20 protein-coding genes are annotated in these 22,849 nt (G+C 45.4%); 2 read left to right on the top strand and 18 right to left on the bottom strand.

Annotated features, from left to right (window positions below):
* Positions 1–50: 50 nt before the first annotated feature.
* Positions 51–536: a LiaF transmembrane domain-containing protein gene (locus DESDI_RS05030; protein WP_015261555.1), complete on the top strand. Its 486-nt coding sequence runs from the start codon at positions 51–53 to the stop codon at positions 534–536.
* A gap of 19 nt (positions 537–555) precedes the next feature.
* On the opposite strand, the gene DESDI_RS05025 is transcribed toward DESDI_RS05030, so the two are convergent.
* The 3 genes from DESDI_RS05025 to DESDI_RS05015 all read right to left on the bottom strand — a co-directional run bounded on the left by DESDI_RS05025 (position 556) and on the right by DESDI_RS05015 (position 5,055).
* The gene (locus DESDI_RS05025) at positions 556–1,437 is read right to left on the bottom strand and encodes an NAD(P)-dependent oxidoreductase (protein ID WP_015261554.1); all 882 of its coding nucleotides are present in this window, start codon (positions 1,435–1,437) and stop codon (positions 556–558) included.
* Between the two features lie 159 nt (positions 1,438–1,596).
* Entirely contained in the window at positions 1,597–2,562 is a 966-nt protein-coding gene (locus DESDI_RS05020) for a DUF2935 domain-containing protein (protein ID WP_015261553.1), read from the bottom strand.
* Between the two features lie 270 nt (positions 2,563–2,832).
* Entirely contained in the window at positions 2,833–5,055 is a 2,223-nt protein-coding gene (locus DESDI_RS05015) for a YcdB/YcdC domain-containing protein (RefSeq protein WP_015261552.1), read from the bottom strand.
* 281 nt (positions 5,056–5,336) lie between these two features.
* Here DESDI_RS05015 and DESDI_RS05010 point away from each other — a divergent pair, with 281 nt between their 5' ends.
* The gene (locus DESDI_RS05010) at positions 5,337–5,888 is read left to right on the top strand and encodes a hypothetical protein (RefSeq protein WP_015261551.1); all 552 of its coding nucleotides are present in this window, start codon (positions 5,337–5,339) and stop codon (positions 5,886–5,888) included.
* Between the two features lie 130 nt (positions 5,889–6,018).
* Here the strand turns inward: DESDI_RS05010 and DESDI_RS05005 are convergent, their stop codons facing one another.
* The 15 genes from DESDI_RS05005 to cobJ all read right to left on the bottom strand — a co-directional run bounded on the left by DESDI_RS05005 (position 6,019) and on the right by cobJ (position 22,833).
* Positions 6,019–7,413 carry a sodium:proton antiporter gene (locus tag DESDI_RS05005; protein ID WP_015261550.1) on the bottom strand — a complete coding sequence of 465 codons (1,395 nt, stop codon included), beginning with the start codon at positions 7,411–7,413 and terminating at the stop codon, positions 6,019–6,021.
* Between the two features lie 144 nt (positions 7,414–7,557).
* The gene (gene cydC, locus DESDI_RS05000; protein WP_015261549.1) at positions 7,558–9,303 is read right to left on the bottom strand and encodes a thiol reductant ABC exporter subunit CydC; all 1,746 of its coding nucleotides are present in this window, start codon (positions 9,301–9,303) and stop codon (positions 7,558–7,560) included.
* Positions 9,300–11,075, bottom strand: a complete 1,776-nt coding sequence (gene cydD / locus DESDI_RS04995) for a thiol reductant ABC exporter subunit CydD (RefSeq protein WP_041219279.1) — start codon at positions 11,073–11,075, stop codon at positions 9,300–9,302. The genes cydC and cydD overlap by 4 nt, the downstream gene beginning before the upstream one ends.
* 82 nt (positions 11,076–11,157) lie before the next feature.
* Entirely contained in the window at positions 11,158–12,162 is a 1,005-nt protein-coding gene (cydB, locus tag DESDI_RS04990) for a cytochrome d ubiquinol oxidase subunit II (RefSeq protein WP_015261547.1), read from the bottom strand.
* Entirely contained in the window at positions 12,153–13,541 is a 1,389-nt protein-coding gene (locus DESDI_RS04985; protein WP_015261546.1) for a cytochrome ubiquinol oxidase subunit I, read from the bottom strand. Before DESDI_RS04985 ends, cydB begins: the two co-directional genes overlap by 10 nt.
* 108 nt (positions 13,542–13,649) lie before the next feature.
* Positions 13,650–14,777: a threonine-phosphate decarboxylase CobD gene (gene cobD / locus DESDI_RS04980; RefSeq protein WP_015261545.1), complete on the bottom strand. Its 1,128-nt coding sequence runs from the start codon at positions 14,775–14,777 to the stop codon at positions 13,650–13,652.
* Complete coding sequence (locus DESDI_RS04975) at positions 14,746–15,723, bottom strand: GHMP family kinase ATP-binding protein (RefSeq protein WP_015261544.1); 978 nt, start codon at positions 15,721–15,723, stop codon at positions 14,746–14,748. The genes cobD and DESDI_RS04975 overlap by 32 nt, the downstream gene beginning before the upstream one ends.
* Entirely contained in the window at positions 15,723–16,283 is a 561-nt protein-coding gene (locus DESDI_RS04970) for a cob(I)yrinic acid a,c-diamide adenosyltransferase (RefSeq protein WP_015261543.1), read from the bottom strand. The genes DESDI_RS04975 and DESDI_RS04970 overlap by 1 nt, the downstream gene beginning before the upstream one ends.
* A 2-nt stretch (positions 16,284–16,285) precedes the next feature.
* Positions 16,286–17,761 (bottom strand): cobyrinic acid a,c-diamide synthase CobB, encoded by a 1,476-nt coding sequence (locus tag DESDI_RS04965; protein WP_015261542.1) that lies wholly within the window; start codon positions 17,759–17,761, stop codon positions 16,286–16,288.
* 29 nt (positions 17,762–17,790) lie between these two features.
* Positions 17,791–18,747, bottom strand: coding sequence for an adenosylcobinamide-phosphate synthase CbiB (gene cbiB / locus DESDI_RS04960; protein WP_041219277.1), 957 nt, complete (start codon positions 18,745–18,747; stop codon positions 17,791–17,793).
* Positions 18,748–18,752: 5 nt separating this feature from the next.
* Positions 18,753–20,324: a cobyric acid synthase gene (locus tag DESDI_RS04955; RefSeq protein WP_015261540.1), complete on the bottom strand. Its 1,572-nt coding sequence runs from the start codon at positions 20,322–20,324 to the stop codon at positions 18,753–18,755.
* A 32-nt stretch (positions 20,325–20,356) separates the two neighbouring features.
* Positions 20,357–20,995: a precorrin-8X methylmutase gene (locus tag DESDI_RS04950; protein WP_015261539.1), complete on the bottom strand. Its 639-nt coding sequence runs from the start codon at positions 20,993–20,995 to the stop codon at positions 20,357–20,359.
* Positions 20,992–21,411 carry a sirohydrochlorin chelatase gene (locus DESDI_RS04945; protein WP_051015663.1) on the bottom strand — a complete coding sequence of 140 codons (420 nt, stop codon included), beginning with the start codon at positions 21,409–21,411 and terminating at the stop codon, positions 20,992–20,994. Before DESDI_RS04945 ends, DESDI_RS04950 begins: the two co-directional genes overlap by 4 nt.
* A complete protein-coding gene (gene cobK, locus DESDI_RS04940) occupies positions 21,350–22,150 on the bottom strand; it encodes a precorrin-6A reductase (protein WP_015261537.1) in 801 nt (266 codons plus the stop codon). The genes DESDI_RS04945 and cobK overlap by 62 nt, the downstream gene beginning before the upstream one ends.
* Positions 22,147–22,833 (bottom strand): precorrin-3B C(17)-methyltransferase, encoded by a 687-nt coding sequence (gene cobJ, locus DESDI_RS04935; protein WP_015261536.1) that lies wholly within the window; start codon positions 22,831–22,833, stop codon positions 22,147–22,149. Before cobJ ends, cobK begins: the two co-directional genes overlap by 4 nt.
* Positions 22,834–22,849 lie beyond the last annotated feature (16 nt).

Here is a 22,849-nt window from a genome sequence, read left to right as displayed (position 1 = left end):
TTCACCTAGTTAAAGGATGAATTCATATGAGTGCTAAGGAGGTAAATTTGATGGAAAGAAACAAGTCGTTTTTGGGAATTCTCCTTATCGGGGTGGGTGGTATCCTATTGAGCGCTAATCTCCTCGGATTTCAATTTGGAATGATAGCCACTCATTGGCCGCTCTTGCTTATTCTCTTGGGTTTGTTCTTTGAAGGAGCTTATCTTGCCGACAAGAAAGCCCCCGGAATGCTTGTTCCCGGGGGGATCTTACTCGTTATTGGTTTTCTCTTTGAGTTCGAAATGTTGACCCATTGGCGTTTTTCCGAATATACATGGCCGATTTACCTCTTAGCAGTAGCCTTTGGCCTCCTCCAACTCTATTTTGCTTCAGATCGCCCGCGAGGGCTCCTTTTTCCTATCGCAATATTGAGCAGTATTGCTGTGATTGCGTATTTATCATTTATCTATAATGCCCTAGCTGTCACAGTTAATCTAGGCTTAATCATTCCCCTTATTCTCATCGTCAGCGGATTATTGATTATCCTTCGCCGCTAATCAGGCCATCGTTCATAACTTACTTTATATAGAGCTTGTATAAGGCATGGGTACCGCTATTTTCTTCGCCCTCAGCAGCCAATCGCTCATAGAGAGATTTTGCCAGCTCCAGGCCGGGAGTCAACAAACCCATTTCTTGGGCAGATTCCAAAGCGATCTTCATGTCTTTGATAAAATGCTTCACATAAAAGCCCGGTTCAAAATTCCCGGCAATCATCCGTGGACCAAGGTTGCTTAAAGACCAGCTTCCTGCTGCACCTCCAGCAATACTTTCCAGAACTCTTGTAGGATCTAAGCCGGCCTTCTGTGCATACGCGATTGCTTCACAAACTCCAACCATGCCAGCGGCAATCGTGACTTGGTTGGACATTTTTGTATATTGTCCTGCACCGGCTGGTCCCTGAAGGATAATATTTTTTCCCATGGCTTCTAGAACGGGTTTGACAGAGTGGAAAACCTTTTCTTCTCCGCCAACCATGATCACGAGGGTACCATTTTTTGCTCCCACATCTCCACCTGATACTGGCGCATCGAGGGTGTCTATCCTTCGCGCTTTACCTTGCTCGGCAATCTTCTTGGCCAAGATCGGGCTAGACGTGGTCATATCAATTAAAACACTTCCCGGTTTGGCATGAGGAATCAATCCCTCTTTGTTAAGGTACACCTCTTCTACATCCTTAGGGTAGCCTACCATAGTGATAATTACATCGGATTGTTGCGCTAACTCGGCCACCGTATCCACCCATACAGCACCTAAAGCGAAAAGTTCTTCCGCACTAGCTTTAGTCCGGTTATATACCGATACGGAATATCCTGCATTCAATAGATTTTTAACCATACTTCTCCCCATAACGCCTGTACCTATAAAACCTATCTGATGCTTAACTGTACTATCCTTCATTGTTTTAACTCCCTTCACTTAATCTAGTCTGTCTCCGTAATTATTTAGTAAATCACTTTTTATTATAACAGCTTGTCCTTTTGAAGGAAAACCCGGCTTCCCAAGAGCAAATAGCCATGGTTGATTTTTACAATCCCACCATGGCTATTTGCTAAGAAATTACCCTTTTCCGCCTTTGAACTCTGGTATGGGCAGACCAAGAATCCTCAGGAAATGAATCGCCTCTCGTAAGACGTGATCCGCTAATAAGGGAATAATTAGAGATTTTAATCGACAAGCCAAGATTGCTTCAGTACCCGCCCCTTTAAAGTCTTTAAACTCTTCTGTCACTCTTATAGTCTCATTGGTAATCTGTCTAAGATTAGGGCGAGGCACCATTCCATCGCTAAACTTGCTTAATATCTGCTCATAAATCAATGCAAAATGATCAGCTTGGGCAATCATGACCTTTTCCTTGGGATCCAACAGATGGCTAATCACTTCAGCATGCTCTTTCATGATATGATCCCAAAACATTTGCATCTCCACTATATAATAGGTAGTGTCTAGATGCTGATTATTCTGCAACCTCTTGATCTGTTTCATATACATTTCTGTTTCTTCCATCTGATGTTCATAGATCGACGGGAAATTATGACTGACAATACAACACCGACTGATTTCCTTCAATGCACGGTCTATATATTCATACATGGAACAGGCACAAGCGAGAGCTTTTTCATTGAGTAGGCGTACCTGCTCGACAATCTCTTGTTCATAAGGAATCATTCCCATTCCCCCACCCATGGAGGGGTGTAGACTCATAGTTTCGACCGTCAACTGGGTCGCTATTGGGATACATGTCATCTCTTGGGTCGTTTGCTCTGCCTTAATGGTCTTATTGGTAAATAACTCTCCGGATCTCATGACTTCAATACTGACATTTCCATCAGCTAAGCAATTTGCCTCATGAAGGATTTCTTCAAACTGGCATTTGTATGAGTCCGCCTCCTGCATCCACTCGCCATCTTTACACATAAAACCGCTCTCCAAAAAGATGGCATGCTCTTTCATAATCCTCGCCCAGAAAAGATGAAGTTCCAAAGATTCTCGCAGAATATCGCCGGTCATTGGCAGGGTACTCATAAAGGCAACTCCTTTCCATCAACGCCCCATGCACAAAGTATTTCTGACACAGCATATTCAGAACTACACAGTCTAGCAACCTCAAATCTCATTCCTTTTTATTCCATTATGTTTAGCACTTTTCATTGGACTAAACTCAACCCCCTTTGGGACCCGACTCCTAAAGAGGCGAGTGAAACACGGAATTTTAGTTAAGTAAAAAAAGAAAGACCCGAAGAAGGCGTAGCCGTTCTCAGTCTTTCTCTACTTAGAACTATTCAGTTATAAACCTTAGCGATTAGCCATCAGTGATTTTACAAGGGTATAAGCCGCTTCTTCACGGGTCACTTTTTCCGTTGGGTCAAATTTATCACCTTCGATGTACATAACATCCAAACCCTTGGTAAGGGCGATATAGCCAAGGCTTCCGGTGTTAAATGCCTCTGAATCTTCATAAGGAGCTTGGAAAAGCTCTTCCATCTGAGCAATTTTGTCGAGCTGGAGCATCCGAATGACTAATTTGGCATGCAACTCGCGACTGACTTGATCATTAAGTGACAAATTTTCTTTCAGCCACCCGAGTTCCTTCGCTTGTTTCAGAAGTTCTTCATCCGTCATTCCTTGATAAGACCAGGCACCATTTTTGGCAACGAACATAGCTCTTAACAAGGATTCAACAGTGACATTTTCAGTGGGTCTGAATTCATTCTCATATTCGCCAAATGCTCCGGCTTGACCGAGGAGTTTGATCTCTTCTTCGGCAAAGCTCCCCGAGCTATCAGTGAAGTTATATGGTCTTGGTTGTTCCTTGATGGGTTTACCCTGCCAATCAAGAAATTCGCCGGTTTTGGCATCCATTAGATTGGAGACCGTGTTATTATATTCTATTTTGGGTTGATAAACGATTAGTATATCGGACAATTGGCCATTCTTGTTAATTTGTACGTATTTTAGCTCTAGAGCTCTTTTATTGAGAAAAGTGTCTTCACCTTGTTTTTGACTCATGGCTACAGAAGTGCTGGGGAAGTTCACATCGGCAAAATTCATATCGAAGCCAATCACTTTTTTACTATTACGATCCACAGTGACGGAGAATCCATTACCAGGCACAGGAATCCCATTCACTAGACGTTGATAACGATAATCATGGCTGGGTTGGTCTTCCGGATACTTTTGTCCATTATCTAGATTCTCTAAGTATTCAACTTGTAGAAGGCGGTTGGGTTGAATTTCCTTTAAGAAAGCATCCGCAACTGCTTTGGCCCCGACTCGATTTAAGGCATCCGCACCTTTCGGGGGTTGAGTGGAGGAATAGAGATTAAAGCCCATGACTTCTCCGGTGGCTGCATCCACACGAGCATACACAGAGTTATATCCTTCGGCGCTATCCTCACTGCTCCAATCGAAGGACCAAACTTGTTTTTGATCAAGATCTCCTTGTCTGCCTAGATTGGCACTACGCAAGGTAAGTCCCTCAGGTATCTCCACCCACTTCTTGACACTTTCAACGGCCTTTTCTTGTGAAAGGAGCTTGGCGTTATTGTCGACTTCTTTCTGCTCCTCAGGTGTGATAGCATTCTCCGCAGCAGATTTAGCCATGCCCCCCAAACCACCTATGGCATCAAAGGACGAATCTTGGAGCCACTCCCCCGAGTTAAGCTTGATTGGTTCACCTGTTTTAGCATCGATCATACCGTTAAAAGCATCATTACTCAATTGATAGACCAACAGGGCACTTTTTTTGGCATCGCTCATCTTGCTATCCAGTGGTCTAACACCTGAACTCAGGAAATACTGTAGTTCCAGAAGCTTATGATTGACGAAGGCATCTCGTGCCTTAGTTTCCACGATGACACCCGTAAGACTTGGGATAGTTTCCTTACTCCAATTAAAAGAATAGCTTGTAACGGTACCATCATATGCATTCACTTGGACGTTAACTCCATTACTAGGGAATGGAACACCATTGACAACTCGCTGCCATTGCACGGAATAGGTGGTATATCCATAGTCTATGGCAGGGATAATTTGCGTATTTTCTGGCTTAAGCTCTAATTGACTGAGTCGATCGCCGAGAATACCTTCTACTAAACTTCGGGCGACAACTTGTGCCTCTTCGTATGTATACTTAGGAACACTACCTTGATTGGCTGGACTTATGTTGTTCCAGCTGTTCATATAAATGATTTCACCGGTATCTACATCAACTTGCGCATTAAAGCTCCCACCTGATTCCTCCTTTGAATTCCAGAATAAGGACCAGGTTTGCCTTCCGTTATAGTTATTATAACCCGATGTAAATTCGGTAAAAGCTGCCGGAACTGCAAAGTTCTTTTTCACTAGTTTTATCGCGTCTTCCAGAGTCACTTTTACTTGGGTAGGAGCTGCAATAGTCTCCACCACGTTCATAGGTTTTGCACTGAGTTCCGCTGCCAATATCGAGGCAGGTAGTGTGCCCTGGACCAATAAAGCAACTGCCATTGGAATTGCTAGTTTACGAAATTTCTTACTCATTTTCCATCCCCTTCTTTCATTAGCTTTATCAACCTCATTTGCCATAATAGACGCAAAATCCTGCCTAGATATGACGTGCAAGATAATCTTTTTATATATTGTATTACATATTGTATTATATATTGTAATCTTCTCCTCGATAGACTAATCATCTAACCAAGACTATCCAAAAACTATTTTTAAATTAGTACACTTTTCTAAAGGTTTTCAATTCTCAGAAGGTAATCTCAACTTTTTGCAGAATAATTATGTAAACAACAAACGACAGGAGTGAGAAGAAAATGAATCGCAACATTTGGGGTTTTTCTGTTGTCTTAGCTTCCTTATTTCTTCTTGGACATTGGATTCCCGAGTTTTCAACAACTTCTAATCTCGTCTCCCCTGCGCAATCTGTACTAGCTTCCACCGTAAGTAATGCGATTAACCCTGCTGAACGCAAAGAAATGGAATCTCTAGCACTAGGCTTTACTAAAGTGTATTACACATATACTTTGGACAATTATTTGCAAGAAGGTCAAAGCCTCCTTCCCCTTTTAACGAAGAACTATCAAGAGACTTACCGTACCTCACTTGAAAAAAGTTATACTGCTGCCAAAGCTGTACAAGCGGAATCTTCTGTAGTTAGCGCTTTCATCATGGGGATCGAGAAGACTGCCCCTGATACCGGTGTAATCAAGATGCAATTTAAAGCCAAAGTTTTAACTCATGAAATAGAGACCTTGAACCGCTATAGCACGACTTTAGAACTCAAAAATGAAGATGGGGCTTGGCGAATCAACGATATACTCGAAGAGGATCCCGTTGCATTCTCGAATCTCCGGAGTCTACTCTAGGAAACACACAGCAATTATAATTAAAAAACAAGTACTCTCCTAGTTGTTCAGAACAGCTGGGAGAGTACTTGTTTTTGGTATTAGAATGCAAATTATTCGATTGATAGAATAACGCAACCAATGTTCCTTATTAGAAGAAGAATAGCCAAGTTACCAGCGCAAAGAGCGGTAACAAGATACAAATGCTGTAAACCATATAACCGAAAAAGCTAGGCATTTTTACCCCGGATTCCTCGGCGATCGAACGGACCATGAAATTCGGTGCATTACCAATATACGTAACTGCCCCAAAGAACACAGAACCAGCAGAAATCGCCAAAAGGTAGATGGGTTGATTAACTAAAAATTGAGCCACTGCCGGGGCTTCAGCGACACCGGGGTAGAATTGGCCCAAAGCGGTGCTAAAGAAGGTCAAATACGTGGGAGCATTGTCAAGGAAACTGGATAAGGCACCGGTAATCCAGAAATACTGAGTAGGTTCCTTCACGGCATTTGTGATAAAAGACAAAGCTCCGGATTCACCAGCTTTCAAAATGGCAAGAACGGGGGCCATGGTCACAAAGATTCCGAAGAATAGATACACTATCTCCAAAATAGGACCCCAAGAGTACTCATTTTCCTCGCGTAGAGCTTTAGGGGTGATTTTCATCGATAGAACAATAATCGCGACCAACACTATATTACGTATGAGATCCTGCCATCCAAGGTGTACACCCAAGATGGATACTTCGCTCATCTTAACATAACCGCTAAAAAGAATAACGCCAATAATCACTGCTAAAAGGATAAAGTTCTGAGAACCTAATATCTCTAATCTCTTGCCTGTGGCTGGGCTGCTAGAAGGTGATTGGGATTCCAACCGATCCCCCGTGGATGTAGCTAAGCTGCCTTCCTTTTGCTCCTTAGCTAGATAATACTTATCAAAGGCAATATAAATCAAGAGAAGACCAAGCAGCACGACAATCATCGGAGTGATAAGTCGCAAGGTCCAAAAGAAGGGTACGCCATGTAAGAAGCCAAGAAATAACGGCGGATCCCCCAACGGGGTAAGAGCTCCACCTACGTTAGCAACCATAAAGATGAAGAATACAACCATAAAGGCCCGATACTTACGGTCTTTATTCACGCGTAAAAAAGGTCGAATTAAAAGCATTGCCGCCCCAGTGGTCCCCATCCAGGACGCAATAATAGCCCCCACCGTTAAAAAACTTGCATTAACCCAAGTCGTTCCCTTTAAAGTGGTACGGACTAAAATGCCCCCACCGACCGTAAACAGGGAACCAATTAGAATAATGAAAGGGATATAATCAACAATCAAAAGATGTAGTAGTTCATCCACGCCCTGTTTTCCAAACGCGACGATTAAAGGGATAGCTAATAGAGCTGCCCAAGCTGCCGATACCTTTCCAAAATGATGATGCCAAAACTTAGAAAACAAAACGGGACCGAGAGCGATGGATAGTAGCATGCCTACAAAGGGTATAGCCGAGAATAAGGGCAATTGTGTACCTAACGAATGTTCCATTTGTCCTCCTATTGTGCAGAATTTAGCTTTTGAAATTTTTTAACTTTACTTACTATTCTATTCCATAATGTTGAATTTCACAATATTAATTTTCTTAATTAACTAAACATTCTGCTTGTACTCAGAGACAACTTCTATTAGTAACTACGAATCAGTCCATAAGTGCTTATAGTCCCTATCCAGTCTAAGGAGATCGTCATGATTTCCTCGTTCGCTTATACTTCCTTGCTTAAACACTAGTATTTCATCCATATCCTTAGCCAGTTCTAGTTGATGTGTAATTACGATGAGGGTTTTCCCCTTCATCAAAGCAAGTATTTCTTTTCTAAGCTCCTGTTCTGTCACTGGGTCAAGCCCGGTGGTTGCCTCATCTAAGATAAGGATAGGCGCATCTTTTAATAATGCTCGGGCGATGGCCAGACGCTGCTGCTGTCCACCGGAAAGCTTCATTCCTTCTTCCCCGATTAAGCTATCATACCCTTGAGGGAGGGTATGAACAGATTCATGAATCTTTGCCCGACGAGCCGCCTCTTGAATCTCTTCATCCGTGGCCTCAGGTTTTGCCAACAACAAATTCTCTTTAACGGTAGCATGAAAAAGGTGGGGCGTTTGGGTTACTACCCCCATCCTTGCTCTGACCTCTTGGGAACTTAGTTCTTTAATATTTACACCATCTATGTAAATCTCTCCTGAATCCGGTTCCCAGAACCGTAGCAGTAAATTGACAACACTACTTTTCCCTGCACCGCTAGGGCCTACAATAGCAACCCTACTGCCTATCGGAATTTTGAAAGATAGGTTGTGTAAGACCTGTGGCTCATCCGCATGATACCGAAAACTAACATTCCTAAATTCAATGACTGGACTGTGTACAGAGTGTGCCTTAGCTGCCTGCTTATAGTCAATCCTTTCATGGGTTTCCTGCTCAAGTAGCTTTTGCCCCTCATCGACCAGGTTCTTTAGTCGTTGTCCAGCCACGATACTCTCTTCATAATAATGTGGAATGACTGGCATAGTCGACAAAGCTTCAAAACTGCTTAAAACCCCTAAGGCTAACATACCTAGCAAAATTCCATCAAGTTGCTCCTTTTCTACGAAGAGAATTCCTAGCACCAAAACTGCCAACATTCCTAAATTTGCGGACATCCCCATGAGTGCATTGGAAATTCCGGTCACACGGGCCATTTTGCGATCCGACTGACTGAGGTCATTTTGTGCTTCCCTGATTTTCCGCACCATCGCTTGGGTCTGCCCAAAAGCCAGCATCTCCGGCATCCCTTGTAACATATCTAAAACAAAGGTGTGCATCTTGGCCTTGGCTTGAACTTTTCTCTGACCAATACCTTGGCCTATGATCCGAATCAAAAAAGGCAAGGCTACCCCTGCAGTTAGAAAAACAGCTGCAAGGATATAGGTGAAGCCTAGGTCGATGTGAGCCAGAAACCCTCCGTACCCAATCAAAACCAACACTGCCACGAGAGGGGGAGCCAGCACCCGCAAAAATAAATTTTGCTGAACTTCCACATCACCAACAATACGACTGAGCAAATCTCCCTTTCGTAGATCCTTTAAATAGGCGGGAAGCAAGGGCTCAATACCTTCATAGACAATGACCCGGATCCGGCTCAAGACTCGAAAGGTCACATCGTGAGAGACCAGACGTTCAAAATAGCGAAAAACCGCCCGAGATATACCAAAGAAACGAACCCCCACGATCGTCACCATCAAATCCATAAGAGGGGGATGAAGAGCTGCTCTGGCCAGCAGATAGGAAGAAGTAGCCATTAAGCCAACATGACTGGTAATCGTAAGCGCACTGAGTAGCAGCGCTAAGCAAACTCGGGGCCAGAAGGGAATGATCTCTTTAATGATCCATCCTAGATTCTTCATTCCACTTCCCTCCGATACGTCCTTAGGAAACGAGCATATAATCCTGTTGTCTCCATTAACTTCTGAGGAGAACCTTGCTCGATGATTCTCCCCTTTTCAAGGACGATAATTCTATCCGCTTGAATCGTCGTCTGCATCCGATGAGTAGTAAAGATGACCGTCCTGCCCCTACCAAGGTCTTCTAATGCCACCAGCAGATCCTTTTCATTTTCTGCGTCAAGTCCGCTGGTGATTTCATCCAATAATAACAGCGGAGAATCCATAAGGAAGGCTCTCGCTATAGCTAAACGCTGAGCTTGTCCACCACTTAGTCGAGCTCCACCTTCGCCGATAGGCGTTTCATAACCTTGTGGGAGTGACAGAATGAATTCATGAGCCTTAGCCATCTGAGCAGCCTTGATGACATCGTCAAAAGAAGCATCCGCTCGGCCAAAGCGAAGGTTTTCCACAATTGTTCCGGCAAATAGATATGGCTTCTGTGGAACATAAGATAGCATCCCTCGCCAATCTTCAACGGAGTGGGCCTCTATATTTGTGCCATTAACCAGTACCTCGCCCCCGGTCGGCTTTACAAAACGGAGTAATATCTGAAGGATCGAGCTTTTACCGGCACCACTTGGTCCGATAAGCGCAATGTGTTCACCCCATTGAACATCAAAGCGGACATCCTTCAAGGCCCTTTCGCCGTCTTTTTCATAACGAAGTTCCACTTGATTAAATCTGAGCCAAGGACTCCCCTTGCCGACCGCTAGCTTCTCTTGGTCAATTTTGGCCACTAATTCTTGCTGTACTGCTTGTGGTTTGCCTCTTTCAGCCGATCCTTTCTCTATCTCGAGGACTTCAAAAATTCGGTTAGCTGCATTAGCCCCGGAGAGCCTGGCATGAAAATATAACCCTAAGGTTCGCAAAGGCAGATAAAATTCAGGTGCGAGAATCAAGACAAAGAGTGCTTCTGAATAAGGAATTGTCCCATTAATCAAACGTAGTCCTAAAGTGACTGCGATAATCGCCGTGCTGATCATACCCATAAATTCCAGTACAAAGGCCGAAAGGAACGCTACCTGCATCACACTAAGGGTATTTTTCCGAAAGGCTTCACTTACCCGACCAATGACTTTCGCTTGATCCTTACTCCGACCGAACACTTTTAGAGTCGCTAAGCCTTGCAGCATATCGAGAAAATGGGCGCTCATGCGACTTAAGCTTTGCCATTGTCGTAGAGACTTTTTCTCAGCTAGTTTACCAATTAAGAGCATAAAAAAGGGAATGAGGGGACCGGTAATCATTAAAACTAAAGCCGACGTGAAATCTTCAGGAATAACGAAAGCTAACATCATGATCGGTACGATCAAAGCCAGAATGAGCTGCGGGATATAGCGAGCAAAATAATCATCCAAGGACTCAATGCCTTCAACTGACGTATTGAGGAGTTCCCCCGCCCGTTCGCCACGAGCGTATACGGGACCAAGGGAGATAATTTCCTGCAGAAAATTCTCCCTCACCCTTTCCTTTGCTCGGATGGACGCCTCACGGGCCGTGACTTCACTAAAGTATTGGAAAATGGCCCTCAGACCCACGATGCCTAGAATGCCCAAAACATAACCCTTCACTTGAGAAAAAGGGGCGTTTTCCAAAAATACTTGCGCAATGACCTGGGATAATAGATACGCTTGAGCAATCGCCAAAAAGGCAATGCCTACCCCCAGTGCTATCGCCCCCATAAGATGACCCTTGACCTGTGTTGCTTCCCGCATCAATCGCTTATCAAGCATAAATTTAAGGGGCAAGACTAACTTGCCCCATCCCCCCTTGGCTATTTCATTCATCCTTATTCGTTTTAGTAATAATGAGGATTTAATAATGAATATTTTTTGCTGTCACACGTTTTCTAAAAATCCAATAGCTCCAGGCCTGATAGGCTATAACTATAGGAACCGTAGTTAAGGCCACGATGGTCATAATTTTTAGAGTATAGGGACTTGATGAAGCATTATAGATATTCAGGCTCCACTCTGGATTTAAGTTAGAGACCATAACCCTCGGAAATAAGCCTAGGAATACTGAGATTACTAACGAAGCAATGGTCACCCCGCTGGTGATAAATGCTTTACCGCTCTTTTTCTGATAGGTAAACATCACGGTTAGTATCATGGCCACTGCACAGATGACAATTCCTAAGGTCGCCCCAAGACTTGCATAAAGATCCGTCTGGAAATAGGTCATGACTGCCAAGATCACAAGAACTACCAACGCCGCACCACTTACCGTTTTGGCAATTCCCCACGCCCGTTGAACCATTCCCCCCTCAGTCTTTAAGGTAAGATAGAGAGCCCCGTGCAAGGTAAATAAGAGAAGAGTCGTCAGGCCGCCAATCAGGGTATAGGGTGAAAGCAAATCAAAGAAGGTTCCCACATATTGCATTTCCCCATTGATGGGTACACCCTTAAGTAAATTGGTTACAGCCACTCCCCAAAGAATAGCGTTGAGAAGACTGCCGACAAAAATTCCCACATCCCATGTGGAACGCCAGCGTGGCGAGCGATCGCTACTACGAAACTCAAAGGCTACCCCGCGAATGATCAAGGCCACAAGAATAAAGAAAAGTGCGAGATAAAAACCACTGAAGAGTGTAGCATACCAGTTAGGAAAAGCTGCAAATATGGCACCGCCAGCGGTAATCAACCAGACTTCGTTTCCATCCCAGACAGGGCCAATCGTATTAATGACTATTCTTCGTTCAGAGTCATTTTTACCCATGAAGGGAAGAAGAATCCCCACCCCATAGTCAAAGCCTTCCAAGAAAAAGAAACCTACAAACAATACGGAAATCAGGATAAACCACAAAATGTTTAAGTCCATAATGATGCCCCCTTCCCTACATCTGTGGAGGAATCTTCATCCTCAGCCTCTACAGGCCCCCGTTTGACGAACTTTAGGATCAAATACACATCAGCAATGGCTAAGATACCGTAAAGTAAAGTAAATCCAATCAAACTGGTCCAGATGTATCCTGCCGACACTGCCGTGGAAACCCCATCCGCGGTTTTCTGCAAACCATACACGATCCATGGTTGTCGTCCAGCTTCTGTCATATACCATCCCATCAGATTCGCGAGATAAGGAAGGGGAATCATCCAAGGAAGAAGTCTTAAAAACCAATGGGCATTGGCAAATCGCTTTGTCTTGAACAAAAAGGCACCTACCAAAACAACCAATACCAATAAACTACCCACACCCACCATGATGCGGAATGACCAAAAGAGTGAAGTGACCGGCGGAACATAATTGCCCTCTCCATACTGTTGGACAGCCTCTTCCTGCAAATCGTTAATCCCTTTCACTTCCCCGGTAAAGGTCCCATAGGACATAAAACTGAGCATTCTTGGTACTTTAATTTCAAAACTATTTTCCTTATTTTCATTGTCTACAATGGCTAATAGGCTTAAGCCAGCGGGGTCTTCTGTCTCCCAATGGGCCTCTGTTGCCGCCATTTTCATAGGTTGAGATTCTACTAGATGCATACCTTGTGAGTGACCTATCCCAGTCACACCGAAAACACTAATAATCCCGAATACCAAGGCAAACTTGGCTGAGCGCAGAAAAATATCAGTGTATTGTTTCTTTAAAAGATGATAAGCGCTAATCCCTAGGACAAAAAAGGCTGCTGTGGTAAATCCACTAAGTACGGTATGAGGAAATTGATAGAAAATATGCGGATTGGTTATTAACGCTAAAAAATCCACCATTTCCGCACGACCATTGCGAAGCACATAGCCCACCGGCTCTTGCATAAAAGAGTTGGCAATCAGAATCCACAAAGCTGATAAGTTGCCGGCAATAGCGACGAGCCAAATGCTCAACAAATGGACCTTCTTGGATAGTTTATCCCAGCCAAAGATCCAAACCCCTAAGAATGTCGATTCAATAAAAAATGCTAAGAGAGCTTCAATCGCCAAGGGCGCCCCGAAGATATCCCCCATAAAACGCGAATACTCAGACCAGTTCATCCCGAATTGAAATTCTTGAACTAGTCCTGTAGCCACACCCATGGCAAAGTTAATTAAGAAGAGCTTGCCCCAAAACTTGGTCATTTTCTTGTAGGTCTCATCACCAGTCTTCACATACCAAGTCTCCATGAGCGCAATTAAGACTGCTAATCCTAAGGTGAGCGGGACAAATAAAAAGTGATATGATGTGGTCACCCCAAACTGTAACCTAGATAAGATTAGTTCGCTCAACTTTGTTTCCTCCCATCGCTATCTTTTCTATAACTTTATACAACCCACGTCTTCTTTATACTTATTATAAGTCTAAGCGTTTTGGAAGTCTAGACATTTGTGAACTATTTATTTTACCCTCATCTGGAGGCCTTCCAATAGTGCCTCCATACTTTCTTGCGCTTTAATGGCCACACGGATAAACTCACCGCTAAGGCCTTGGAAATTATCACAGTCTCTGACAAGAATCCCCTTTTGCCCAAGCCTTTGGAGGATTTCCTTTTTCCTAAGCTTTGCTCCCAAACTATCTTTAGCACCTTGCGTATCGAGGATTTCGATCAAGGCAAAATTCACAGTACTAGGATAGACTTCGATACCTGATAACTTTCCTTCCTTTATCCTGCTCTGAAACTCCTTATAAAAAAAGGCCTTACTCTCCCCTAGACGTTCCCTGACTTGCTCAGCATAGCTTTCATCTGTCAAAGCCGCTAGCCCTGCTTCCTCAGCCAAGGCATTCACAGCCCAAGGATCTCTCTGCTTTTTCAGTCGGCCAAGAAGGCTCGGATCAGCAAATATGCACCCTAGGCGGAGTCCCGGTATCGAATAAAACTTGGTTAAGGAATATAACACCAGCAAGTTTGGAAAGTCACTTAAATATTCCTTTCCGGACCAGCGAATTTTATCCTCCAGAAAGTCAACAAAGGATTCATCAAGAACAACCCATGTTTTAGATTTGTGGGCTAAGGCAATTATCGTCTCGAATTGCTCTCTTCTTAAAGAGCTTCCTGTTGGATTATGGGGAGAATTGATAAAAATAAGGTCATTCTCAGCCATTGCTTTTTCCCACGCCCTTTGGGTTTCAGGGCGGTCAAAATCCAGCGAATCCCATCCTTCAACCCCTAGAAAAATCTTGTTTACTTCTGCTCCACAGGCAAGTGCTGCCCGTTCATATTCGCTAAAGGCCGGCTGAGGAATCAGCACTCTCCCAGGCTTTAGGGCGTGCAAAAGCAAAAATATCAATTCCCCTGCCCCATTCCCCAGCAGGATTTCTTCTTCTGTTAAAGAGTAACGTTGAGCCATTTTGCGCCGGAGACGCCTATATTCCGGATCAGGGTAGTGAATAATCGCTTTTAGCGATTGCTCAATTGCCCTCCAGACCGCCTCGGGAGGACCAAAGGCATTGATATTAGCAGACAAATCAGTAAAACTATCTCTGCCATACTGTTCAACAGCTTCTAACAGATTGCCGCCGTGCATCTTCAATTCCCCCTTCCACACCACCATCACAGGTCTGAACCCAATCAACCCTATTAGGACAAAAACGTTGGTGACTTTCTCTAAGAATTTTACTTTGTTCCGCCATGGGAAGTTGTATCGGAAAAACACCCGCTAACAAAGTTCCGCTATGGGCGGTAATGACCCCAAGCCCTCCCCTTGCTTTTACCCAGGCAAGAAACTCTTCAAAAAGCGGCTTGGGATTAATCTCTTGATTGCAGTGAGCACTGATAGTGCTGGCCTTTGCAATCTTTTCCAAATCGTCTTGGGCTAAACCTTCATAGAATAAGGATAGCGCATAACCTATGGCTTGTTCATTCCTTCGATAATGCCCTGACAGCTCTCCTCTGGCGTTGAAAGTTTGGGTGTCAAGAACTCCCCCCCCATCCAGCATTAGCAAGTGTGCCTCAACTCTCGGCCCAAGAGCTCTCATAAAGGACCCGTCCCGATGAGCAAATTCAGTAACTCCGTGAAACATGACCGGATCGCTAGGCTCAATCGCTAAGACCAAATTTGCCAATTCCTCCGGTCCCAAGGAAATACCTAAAGCATGAGCCATAGCACCCACTGCCGCAACCATATCCGCTGTTGAGCTGGCCATGCCTTTACCGACTTGTAATTGAGATTCCATCTGAATCTCTACTACACTTGGGGATAGTTGCCGTCTATTGGCATACTCCCTCACAAACCTTTGTAAGGCCTGGCGCGTCTTCTCTTTACCCTCGGGAAGCTTCCATAGCCAGTCTCCTTCTCCCTGTGCCAAGGGGCTCTCATCCATAGCTTGAGGACCAGCAAAATGAATCTTCGCCCTCGCTTCCACAAACCGGTTTACAGGACAACCGATTAAAAAAGGAATACCTTCTTTAGCCCCTTGAATCCATTCACCACAGGATCCCGGACATCTTGCCCAACCGATTATTCCTTTCATCAGTATTCAATCCCCCTCCGGCTACGTATTCCTGCTTGGAATGGATGCTTTTCCGGCTGAAGTTCCCACCATTCATCCACAATATTAGTTAGGTCCGTGGGCATGTCTCTCCCCGTCAATATCCAATCCAAATCATCTGGGCGTTGTCCCATTATTTCTATCAGTACTTCTAACTCTAAGAACCCTTTATTGAGGGCGTGGCTTACTTCATCAAGAATGACCAAGCTTAAATGAGGATTCCTGATCTGTTCTTTAAGAAACTCAACCCCCTGAGCCACAAGGGGTAAGGCGATATTGGGGTCTCTATTCTGGCGAAAACATTCCCCACACCCAGTACAATGTCGCAAACCCGTCCGGATCATAGCCGACCAGCGACACCCTATCCCGAATTGGATGATAGGTATACCTAAACGACCCAAACCATAGAGTTCTCCCATATAAGTACTTCCCTTTAAAAACTGAATAATTAGTACTTCAACCCCTCGCCCCCGGGCTAAAAGGGCTTCTCCCAAGGCTGAGGTGGTTTTCCCTTTTCCTTTTCCGGTATACACTCGAATCATATTTATACCCCTTGCCTTAGGTACTCTGCCCAGTGTTGCAAAAGCTCAGGATGCCCCGCAAAGTTCAGATGGAGATAGGAAGCGACGATATTATCCCGTGCATAACCATCAAGCCGCAAAGACTCTCCTCCCTTGAGAAGCTCAAAGGCAGAAGACCTACTATTCTCTGCATCTATGTATCTTACCTCGGAATAATGAAATTCATGACCATAGACCCTATTTCCTGCTACCCCTAAAAAATTGTCCTGCTGAAAAACCCCTTCCCGGTAGCCCATTCCTCTTAGCTTCCGAGTCATCTCCGCCGTAATCGGAATAAGATCGGCCATGGGGTAGGTCTTTCCTTCAAAGTCTGTTATTTGTTGACCGAGGTACATATATCCCCCGCACTCGCCATAGATCGTTTTCCCAGAGCGGTGAAACTTCTTCAAGGATTCTAGAAAACTAAGGTTCTGGCTGAGTCTCTCCAAGTGTAACTCAGGGAACCCTCCACCAAAGAAAAGCCCATCTAATCTCTCGGGTAAACCCTGATCCTGTAAAGGGCTAAAGGGGATAACTACAAAACCTAAGTTATTGGCGAGATCAAAGGCATCTTGATAATAAAAGGAAAAGGCCTCATCCCAAGCCACTCCTAAACGCAATTGACGGTCCACTTTTTTGTGTCTTTTATTGCCCTTGCTTGGTGCTGTGTCTTGGATTTCGAGCTTAGCAGGTTTATTAGCATCAACATCTTCCGACACCTTTTCAGGAAATAACGCAATGTTCTGTTCATACACCTTGTCATTTTGCGGTGTTTCCTGCATGATCCTTTGAATCGCATCCAGGTCAATAGTTCGTGAAACAACATCGATTAATTCCTCAAAAAAACCCTCCTGAAAGGCTTTCTCTTGGGAAGGGACCAACCCTAAATGCCTTTCAGGCAAGCGAATTCCCTCTTCTTTCGGCAGTACTCCGAAAATAGGAATCTCAATCTCTTTTAAAGCTTCGCGTAATATATTTTCTTGAGCTGGAGATTTTACCCGATTGAGAATGACTCCAGCAATCCTTAAATCCGGATCAAATGTAGAAAAGCCATGAACCATGGCTGCTACACTGCGTGATAAATTGCCTGCGTCCACAATCAAAACCACTGGTGTGTTGAGGAGCTTGGCAATATCTGCACTGCTCCCATACCCCTTTGTTCCGGATACCCCATCAAATAGCCCCATGACCCCTTCGATGACCACCCAGTGATCTAGCGAACTTCGCAAAAAAACGGGGACAAGCTCTTCCCTAAGCATCCAGCGATCTAAGTTCCGCGACGGACGGCCTGTAGCCAAGGTATGATAACTAGGGTCGATATAATCCGGACCCACCTTATAGGGTTGAACGGGGAGCTCTTTCTGAGCCAGGGCTGCCATGATCCCGGTGGCTATGGTCGTTTTGCCTACCCCACTGTGGGTTCCTGAGATAAGGATCCGTGGGGGCATATGATGGAGCATGTGTTTTCACCTCTTTCTCATGACGGTTATCAATTGATAAACACCGCAACTCCAAATATAATCACAAAACTAATCCAGGTCCCCAGTCGAATTAATTTCTGGCACCGCTCGATATCCTGCCAGGTCAATTCATGCAGGGGATCCCCCATCTCAGCCCGGTGGTGAACTTTTCCGTGATAGATGTTAGTCCCCCCCAGTTGAATTCCCAGTAATCCTGCTACCATACTCTCGGGATTGCCTCCATTTGGGCTGGGATGGGCTTTGGCGTCTCTGCGCCAGATCCTTAGAGCCTGACGAACAGGAAGCTTATAAAACCATCCCGCCAAACCGAGAATGCCAATAGAGAGGCGAGCCGGAATATAATTAGCCCAATCGTCGGTACGGGCCGCGAAGCAACCGAAGTCTTCATAACGCTCATTGCGGTAGCCAATCATAGAATCCAGCGTGCTGACAGCTTTAAAGGCCATGGCCAAGGGAGCACCGCCGAGGAGTAGAAAAAACAGTGGTGAGAGAATTCCATCAACGAAATTCTCTGCCAAGGTCTCGATGGTACCCCTAGCGACTTCTCCTTCTGACAAGTTTGCGGTATCCCTACTGACAAACCAACCGAGCTTATTTCGCGCTCCCTCCAAATTACCTTCCCTTAAAGGTTGAAGTACTTGACTACCAGCCTCAAGGAGAGACTTTCCGGCCAGAGTAGAAGAGATGAGAAGCACTTCGATGATCAAGCCTAAACCGAAGGAGATTTCTTGAGCAACACCGATTAACCCTGCTGTCAAGGCAAAACTCCCTGTCACTAAAATCAGAGTTAAGAGGGCACCCTTAAGGCGGCGCTTCCGGTGATTGCCCTGATTAAAGCGCACTTCATACCAACTAATAATTCTTCCCATAAAAATAACGGGATGGGGCCATTTGGGCGGATCGCCAACGATCTGATCCCAAAGGAATCCCAAGCCAATCGATAGTGGGTACAGTATTAGCATCATAATCGTCATCCCTTTTTCAGACCCATGATAGAACGAATTTTCTCCATATCCATGCTATTTCTTACCCACTCAGCCAATTCATTAAAGGCTTGTTCACGGATAGCCGCCTGTGACAAGGTCTTTCCTACAGGTCGCTGTGCTCCTCTTTTCTCCCAAAGCCATTCTAGAAGAGCGGTCCGCAGTGGGTCATTATCAAATATTCCATGGAGATAGGTTCCAAAGGCACTACCTACTAGTAAGCCATCCCCATAGGTTTCTCCTTGGGCTTCGATTGCAAAGAGGGGCTCCCCCTCCCCTTGGGAACTGCCCATATGGATTTCATAGCCTGTTATCTCTGTCCCTTGGCAGCGTTGGAAGAATAACTCTGTTCCTATAACCTTACCATGACTTTGCACCGTATGTTTATCGATGGCAAATTCCGTCTTCATGGGAAGAATGCCTAGCCCGTTCATTTCCACTAGATCCGATTCTGTACCGAGGGGATCATGAACCACCCTGCCCAGCATTTGATAGCCTCCACAGATGCCAATAATAGGAACATTCTCTCGCCAGAGATCGAGAATCTTCTCTCCCAAACCACTATCCCATACAAAGCGCAGATCGGATAGGGTATTTTTACTCCCAGGAAGAATCACACAATCCGGCTGACCAACTTCTGCTACTTCTCTCACATAGCGCAGGTTGATATCAGGCTCATCTTCGAAAGGATCAAAATCCGTGAAGTTTGACAAATACGGTAGACGTATCACAACAACATCTAAGGCTTCTGCACGGTTTTTCCCCTTGTGGTGTTTGCTATTTTGCTCTTCCAGAACCACAGAGTCTTCCTCCGGGATCTTAAATTGATCATAGAAAGGGACCACTCCCACCACGGGAATTCCAGTTCTTTCTTCGAGAAAATCAAGAGCAGGCTGCAAGAGCTTAATATCTCCCCGGAATTTGTTCATCACGATACCTCGAACCAACTGACGCTCCTCTGGCTCCAGAAGTTCAAGCGTACCCACCACGGAAGCTAACGCTCCTCCCCGATCAATATCTGCTACCAAAAGCACAGGGGCTTGGGCTTCCATCGCCACACGCATATTGACGATATCGTTTTGCTTGAGGTTGACTTCGGCGGGACTTCCTGCCCCTTCGATGACCACGATTTCGTTTTCTTCAAGAAGCTCATGAAGAGCCGTTTCCACGATGGGCCACGTTCTTCTTTGATACTCACCGTGATACTTCAAGGCGGAAAGTGTTCCCTGGGATTTACCGAGTATAATTACCTGGGAGCCGGTATGCCCTGTTGGCTTTAACAACACAGGATTCATACGTACATCAGGCTCTAACCCCGCAGCTTGAGCCTGCACAACCTGGGCTCTGCCCATCTCTCCTCCTGATCGCGTAACAAAGGAATTCAAGGCCATATTTTGTGCCTTAAAAGGAGCTACCTGATAGCCCTCTTGATAGAAAATCCGACAAAAGGCAGCCGCCAAGACGCTTTTCCCCACATTAGACGATGTGCCCTGAATCATCAACCGAGTAGCCTGCTTACTCCTCTGCCTCTCTGCACCGGACGTTTCATTTCCGCTCATCCTCTCACCTCCATCTAAGACTTTCATTAGCTTCAGATCTCTCGTTTTACAGCTAAATAAATCAAAGCATTGACACAGGTTGCCGCTAAGGGACTTCCCCCACGATTCCCGAGGATCGTAATCGAAGGGAGTTCTTGATGCTCTTCCCAGAGGAGGTCTTTAGACTCCTTAGCTCCCACAAAGCCCACCGGAATCCCCACGATCAAGGCCGGCCGTGTTTGGGGATCTTTGGCGAGCTCCAGTACTTCCAGCAAGGCAGTGGGCGCGTTGCCGATGGCCACGATAGCCCCTTTTAACCGCTCTTTGTTCATACGCAAGGCAGCCATGGAACGAGTTATTCCCCATTCAGCCGCCTGAGCCGCCACTTGAAAATCACTAAGGAAGCACTCTACCGTGCTGCCCAACTGGGCTAATTGCTTCTTGGCAATCCCTGCTCTGACCATTTCCACATCGGTTATGACCAAAGCTCCTCGCTTTAAGGCCTCAAGCCCAGCCTCAATGGCCTGAGAATGAATGCGGATGACCGGTTCCAAGGAAGGATCGCCGCTGGTATGGATGCAGCGCTCCACAATCTTTAGCTCCTGTTCAGTCCAATCCAGTTGTAAATGCCCCTGAATGATGCGCATACTCTCACGCTCAATCTGGTGCGGATCCGTTAAAAATTCCTTCATGCCCCTAATGCCTCCCTAATTCTCAGGCTTGCTAACTGGGCAATAACATCATCTGCTCCTAACTCATTGGTAAACACAATCTCAACCTCAGGATATTTTTCCTTAATCTCACAGATCTCTTCATGAACATCGACGGTAACATGCACTCCTCGAAATAAAAAGAGGGGCATAATGATAATCTTCTTCGCGCCTTTGTTAATCTTTGCCAGTACACCTTCAGGTAAGCTGGGGGCTTGATGAGCCATAAACACCGGGGTCACTTCTTCTCCCAAAATATCGCTCACTTTACGAGCCACCTCTAGCAATCCTTGATTCGCCTCTTTCCGACGACTTCCATGTCCTAAAAGAATCAATTCATAATCCAATTGTATCCTCCACCTTTCTGACAAAGTCTCCGATCGTTGTCGGCATGGCATGAGGGTCATTTACATCGGTATTCAGCTCTGCCTGAGCAGAAGCCGGCCGTTCCAAAAGAATAATAGGGATTCCCAACTGCAGACAGGCTTGGACTTTCTCCCCGGTTCCACCGAAGGACCCGCTTTCCTTCGATATAACGACCTCGATTTCCATTTGCTCCCAAAGGGCCTCATTAAACTTACTAGTAAATGGCCCCTGCATGGCAATTATCTGATAGGGTTTCAATCCCGCAGTTTCACATTGGCTTAATACTTGAGCCGTAGGGAGTATCCTAACGAATACCTCACAACCTTGAAAAACAGGCTGTGCCAACCATTCACTGAGATTTTTGCTTCCCGTACTTAAAAAGATGCGTCCGCCCAATTGGGCTGCCCTTTCAGCTGCTTCTTCGAGACTCGATACAAAATAAATAAGCTGATGAGGAGGATACTCTCCTAAAGGACGTTCCCAACGAAAATAGGGTCGCCCACATTCACTGGCAATACGCTGAGCTAAGCCATGAATCTCCTGAGCATAGGGGTGAGTAGCATCAATCAGCGCGCTCATCTCCTGTTCTCTCAGAATCCTCCTTAAGGAATCTTCGTCCAAAGCACCGAAGCGGACCGTAAGTCCTTGCTCTTGCGCAATTTCAGAACCATATTCCGTTAAGGTAGAAACCAACACCTGATAACCTCGCTTCTGGAATGCAGAGGCTAGTTCTCTACCATCCTCCGTCCCGGCCAAGATGAAGAGGTTCATAGCACATATCCCCTGGGAGTAACCATATAAGGACCCACCACGCGGGTATTCGAATTACCAATTATAACTGTGGTCAACATATCAATCGGAGATTGAGTAAACTCTTCTAGGGTCGTGATGACCACTTGGGATTCTCCCCGCAATGCTTCACGGACAATGCCCACGGGAGTGGCTGGGGAACGATATTCCAGCACCGCTTTGCGAACCCATTCAATCTGGTCCTGACGTCCCTTGCTCTTAGGATTATAGATGGCCATGACAAAATCTCCCTCTGCTGCCAGCTTAACGCGCTTCTGGATAACTTCCCAGGGGGTAAGCAAGTCACTGAGACTAAGCACAGCATAATCATGCATCAATGGTGCACCCAACAAAGACGCTGCAGCATTGGCGGCACTGATTCCTGGAATAATCTCCAAAGGGGTATCTAGGGCGTCTTTTTCTTCTAAACATTCAATCAAAATCCCCGCCATACCATAGACCCCAGCATCGCCGCTACTGACCAAAGCAATTCGCTGTCCCTCTAGGGCGATTTCGACAACCTCGCGACAGCGGTCGATCTCCTGCCGCATTCCTGTGGAGACTAACTTTTTCCCGGCAACCCAAGGACGAATCAAATCAATATAGGTTTTATACCCAGCAATTACATCCACTTCGCTCCAGAGATCTAAAACACGCTTTGTCATATGCTCTTCATCCCCG

The sequence above is a fragment of the Desulfitobacterium dichloroeliminans LMG P-21439 genome (genome assembly GCF_000243135.2).
Taxonomy (GTDB): domain Bacteria; phylum Bacillota; class Desulfitobacteriia; order Desulfitobacteriales; family Desulfitobacteriaceae; genus Desulfitobacterium; species Desulfitobacterium dichloroeliminans.
This window is presented reverse-complemented; position numbering and strand designations above follow the sequence as displayed.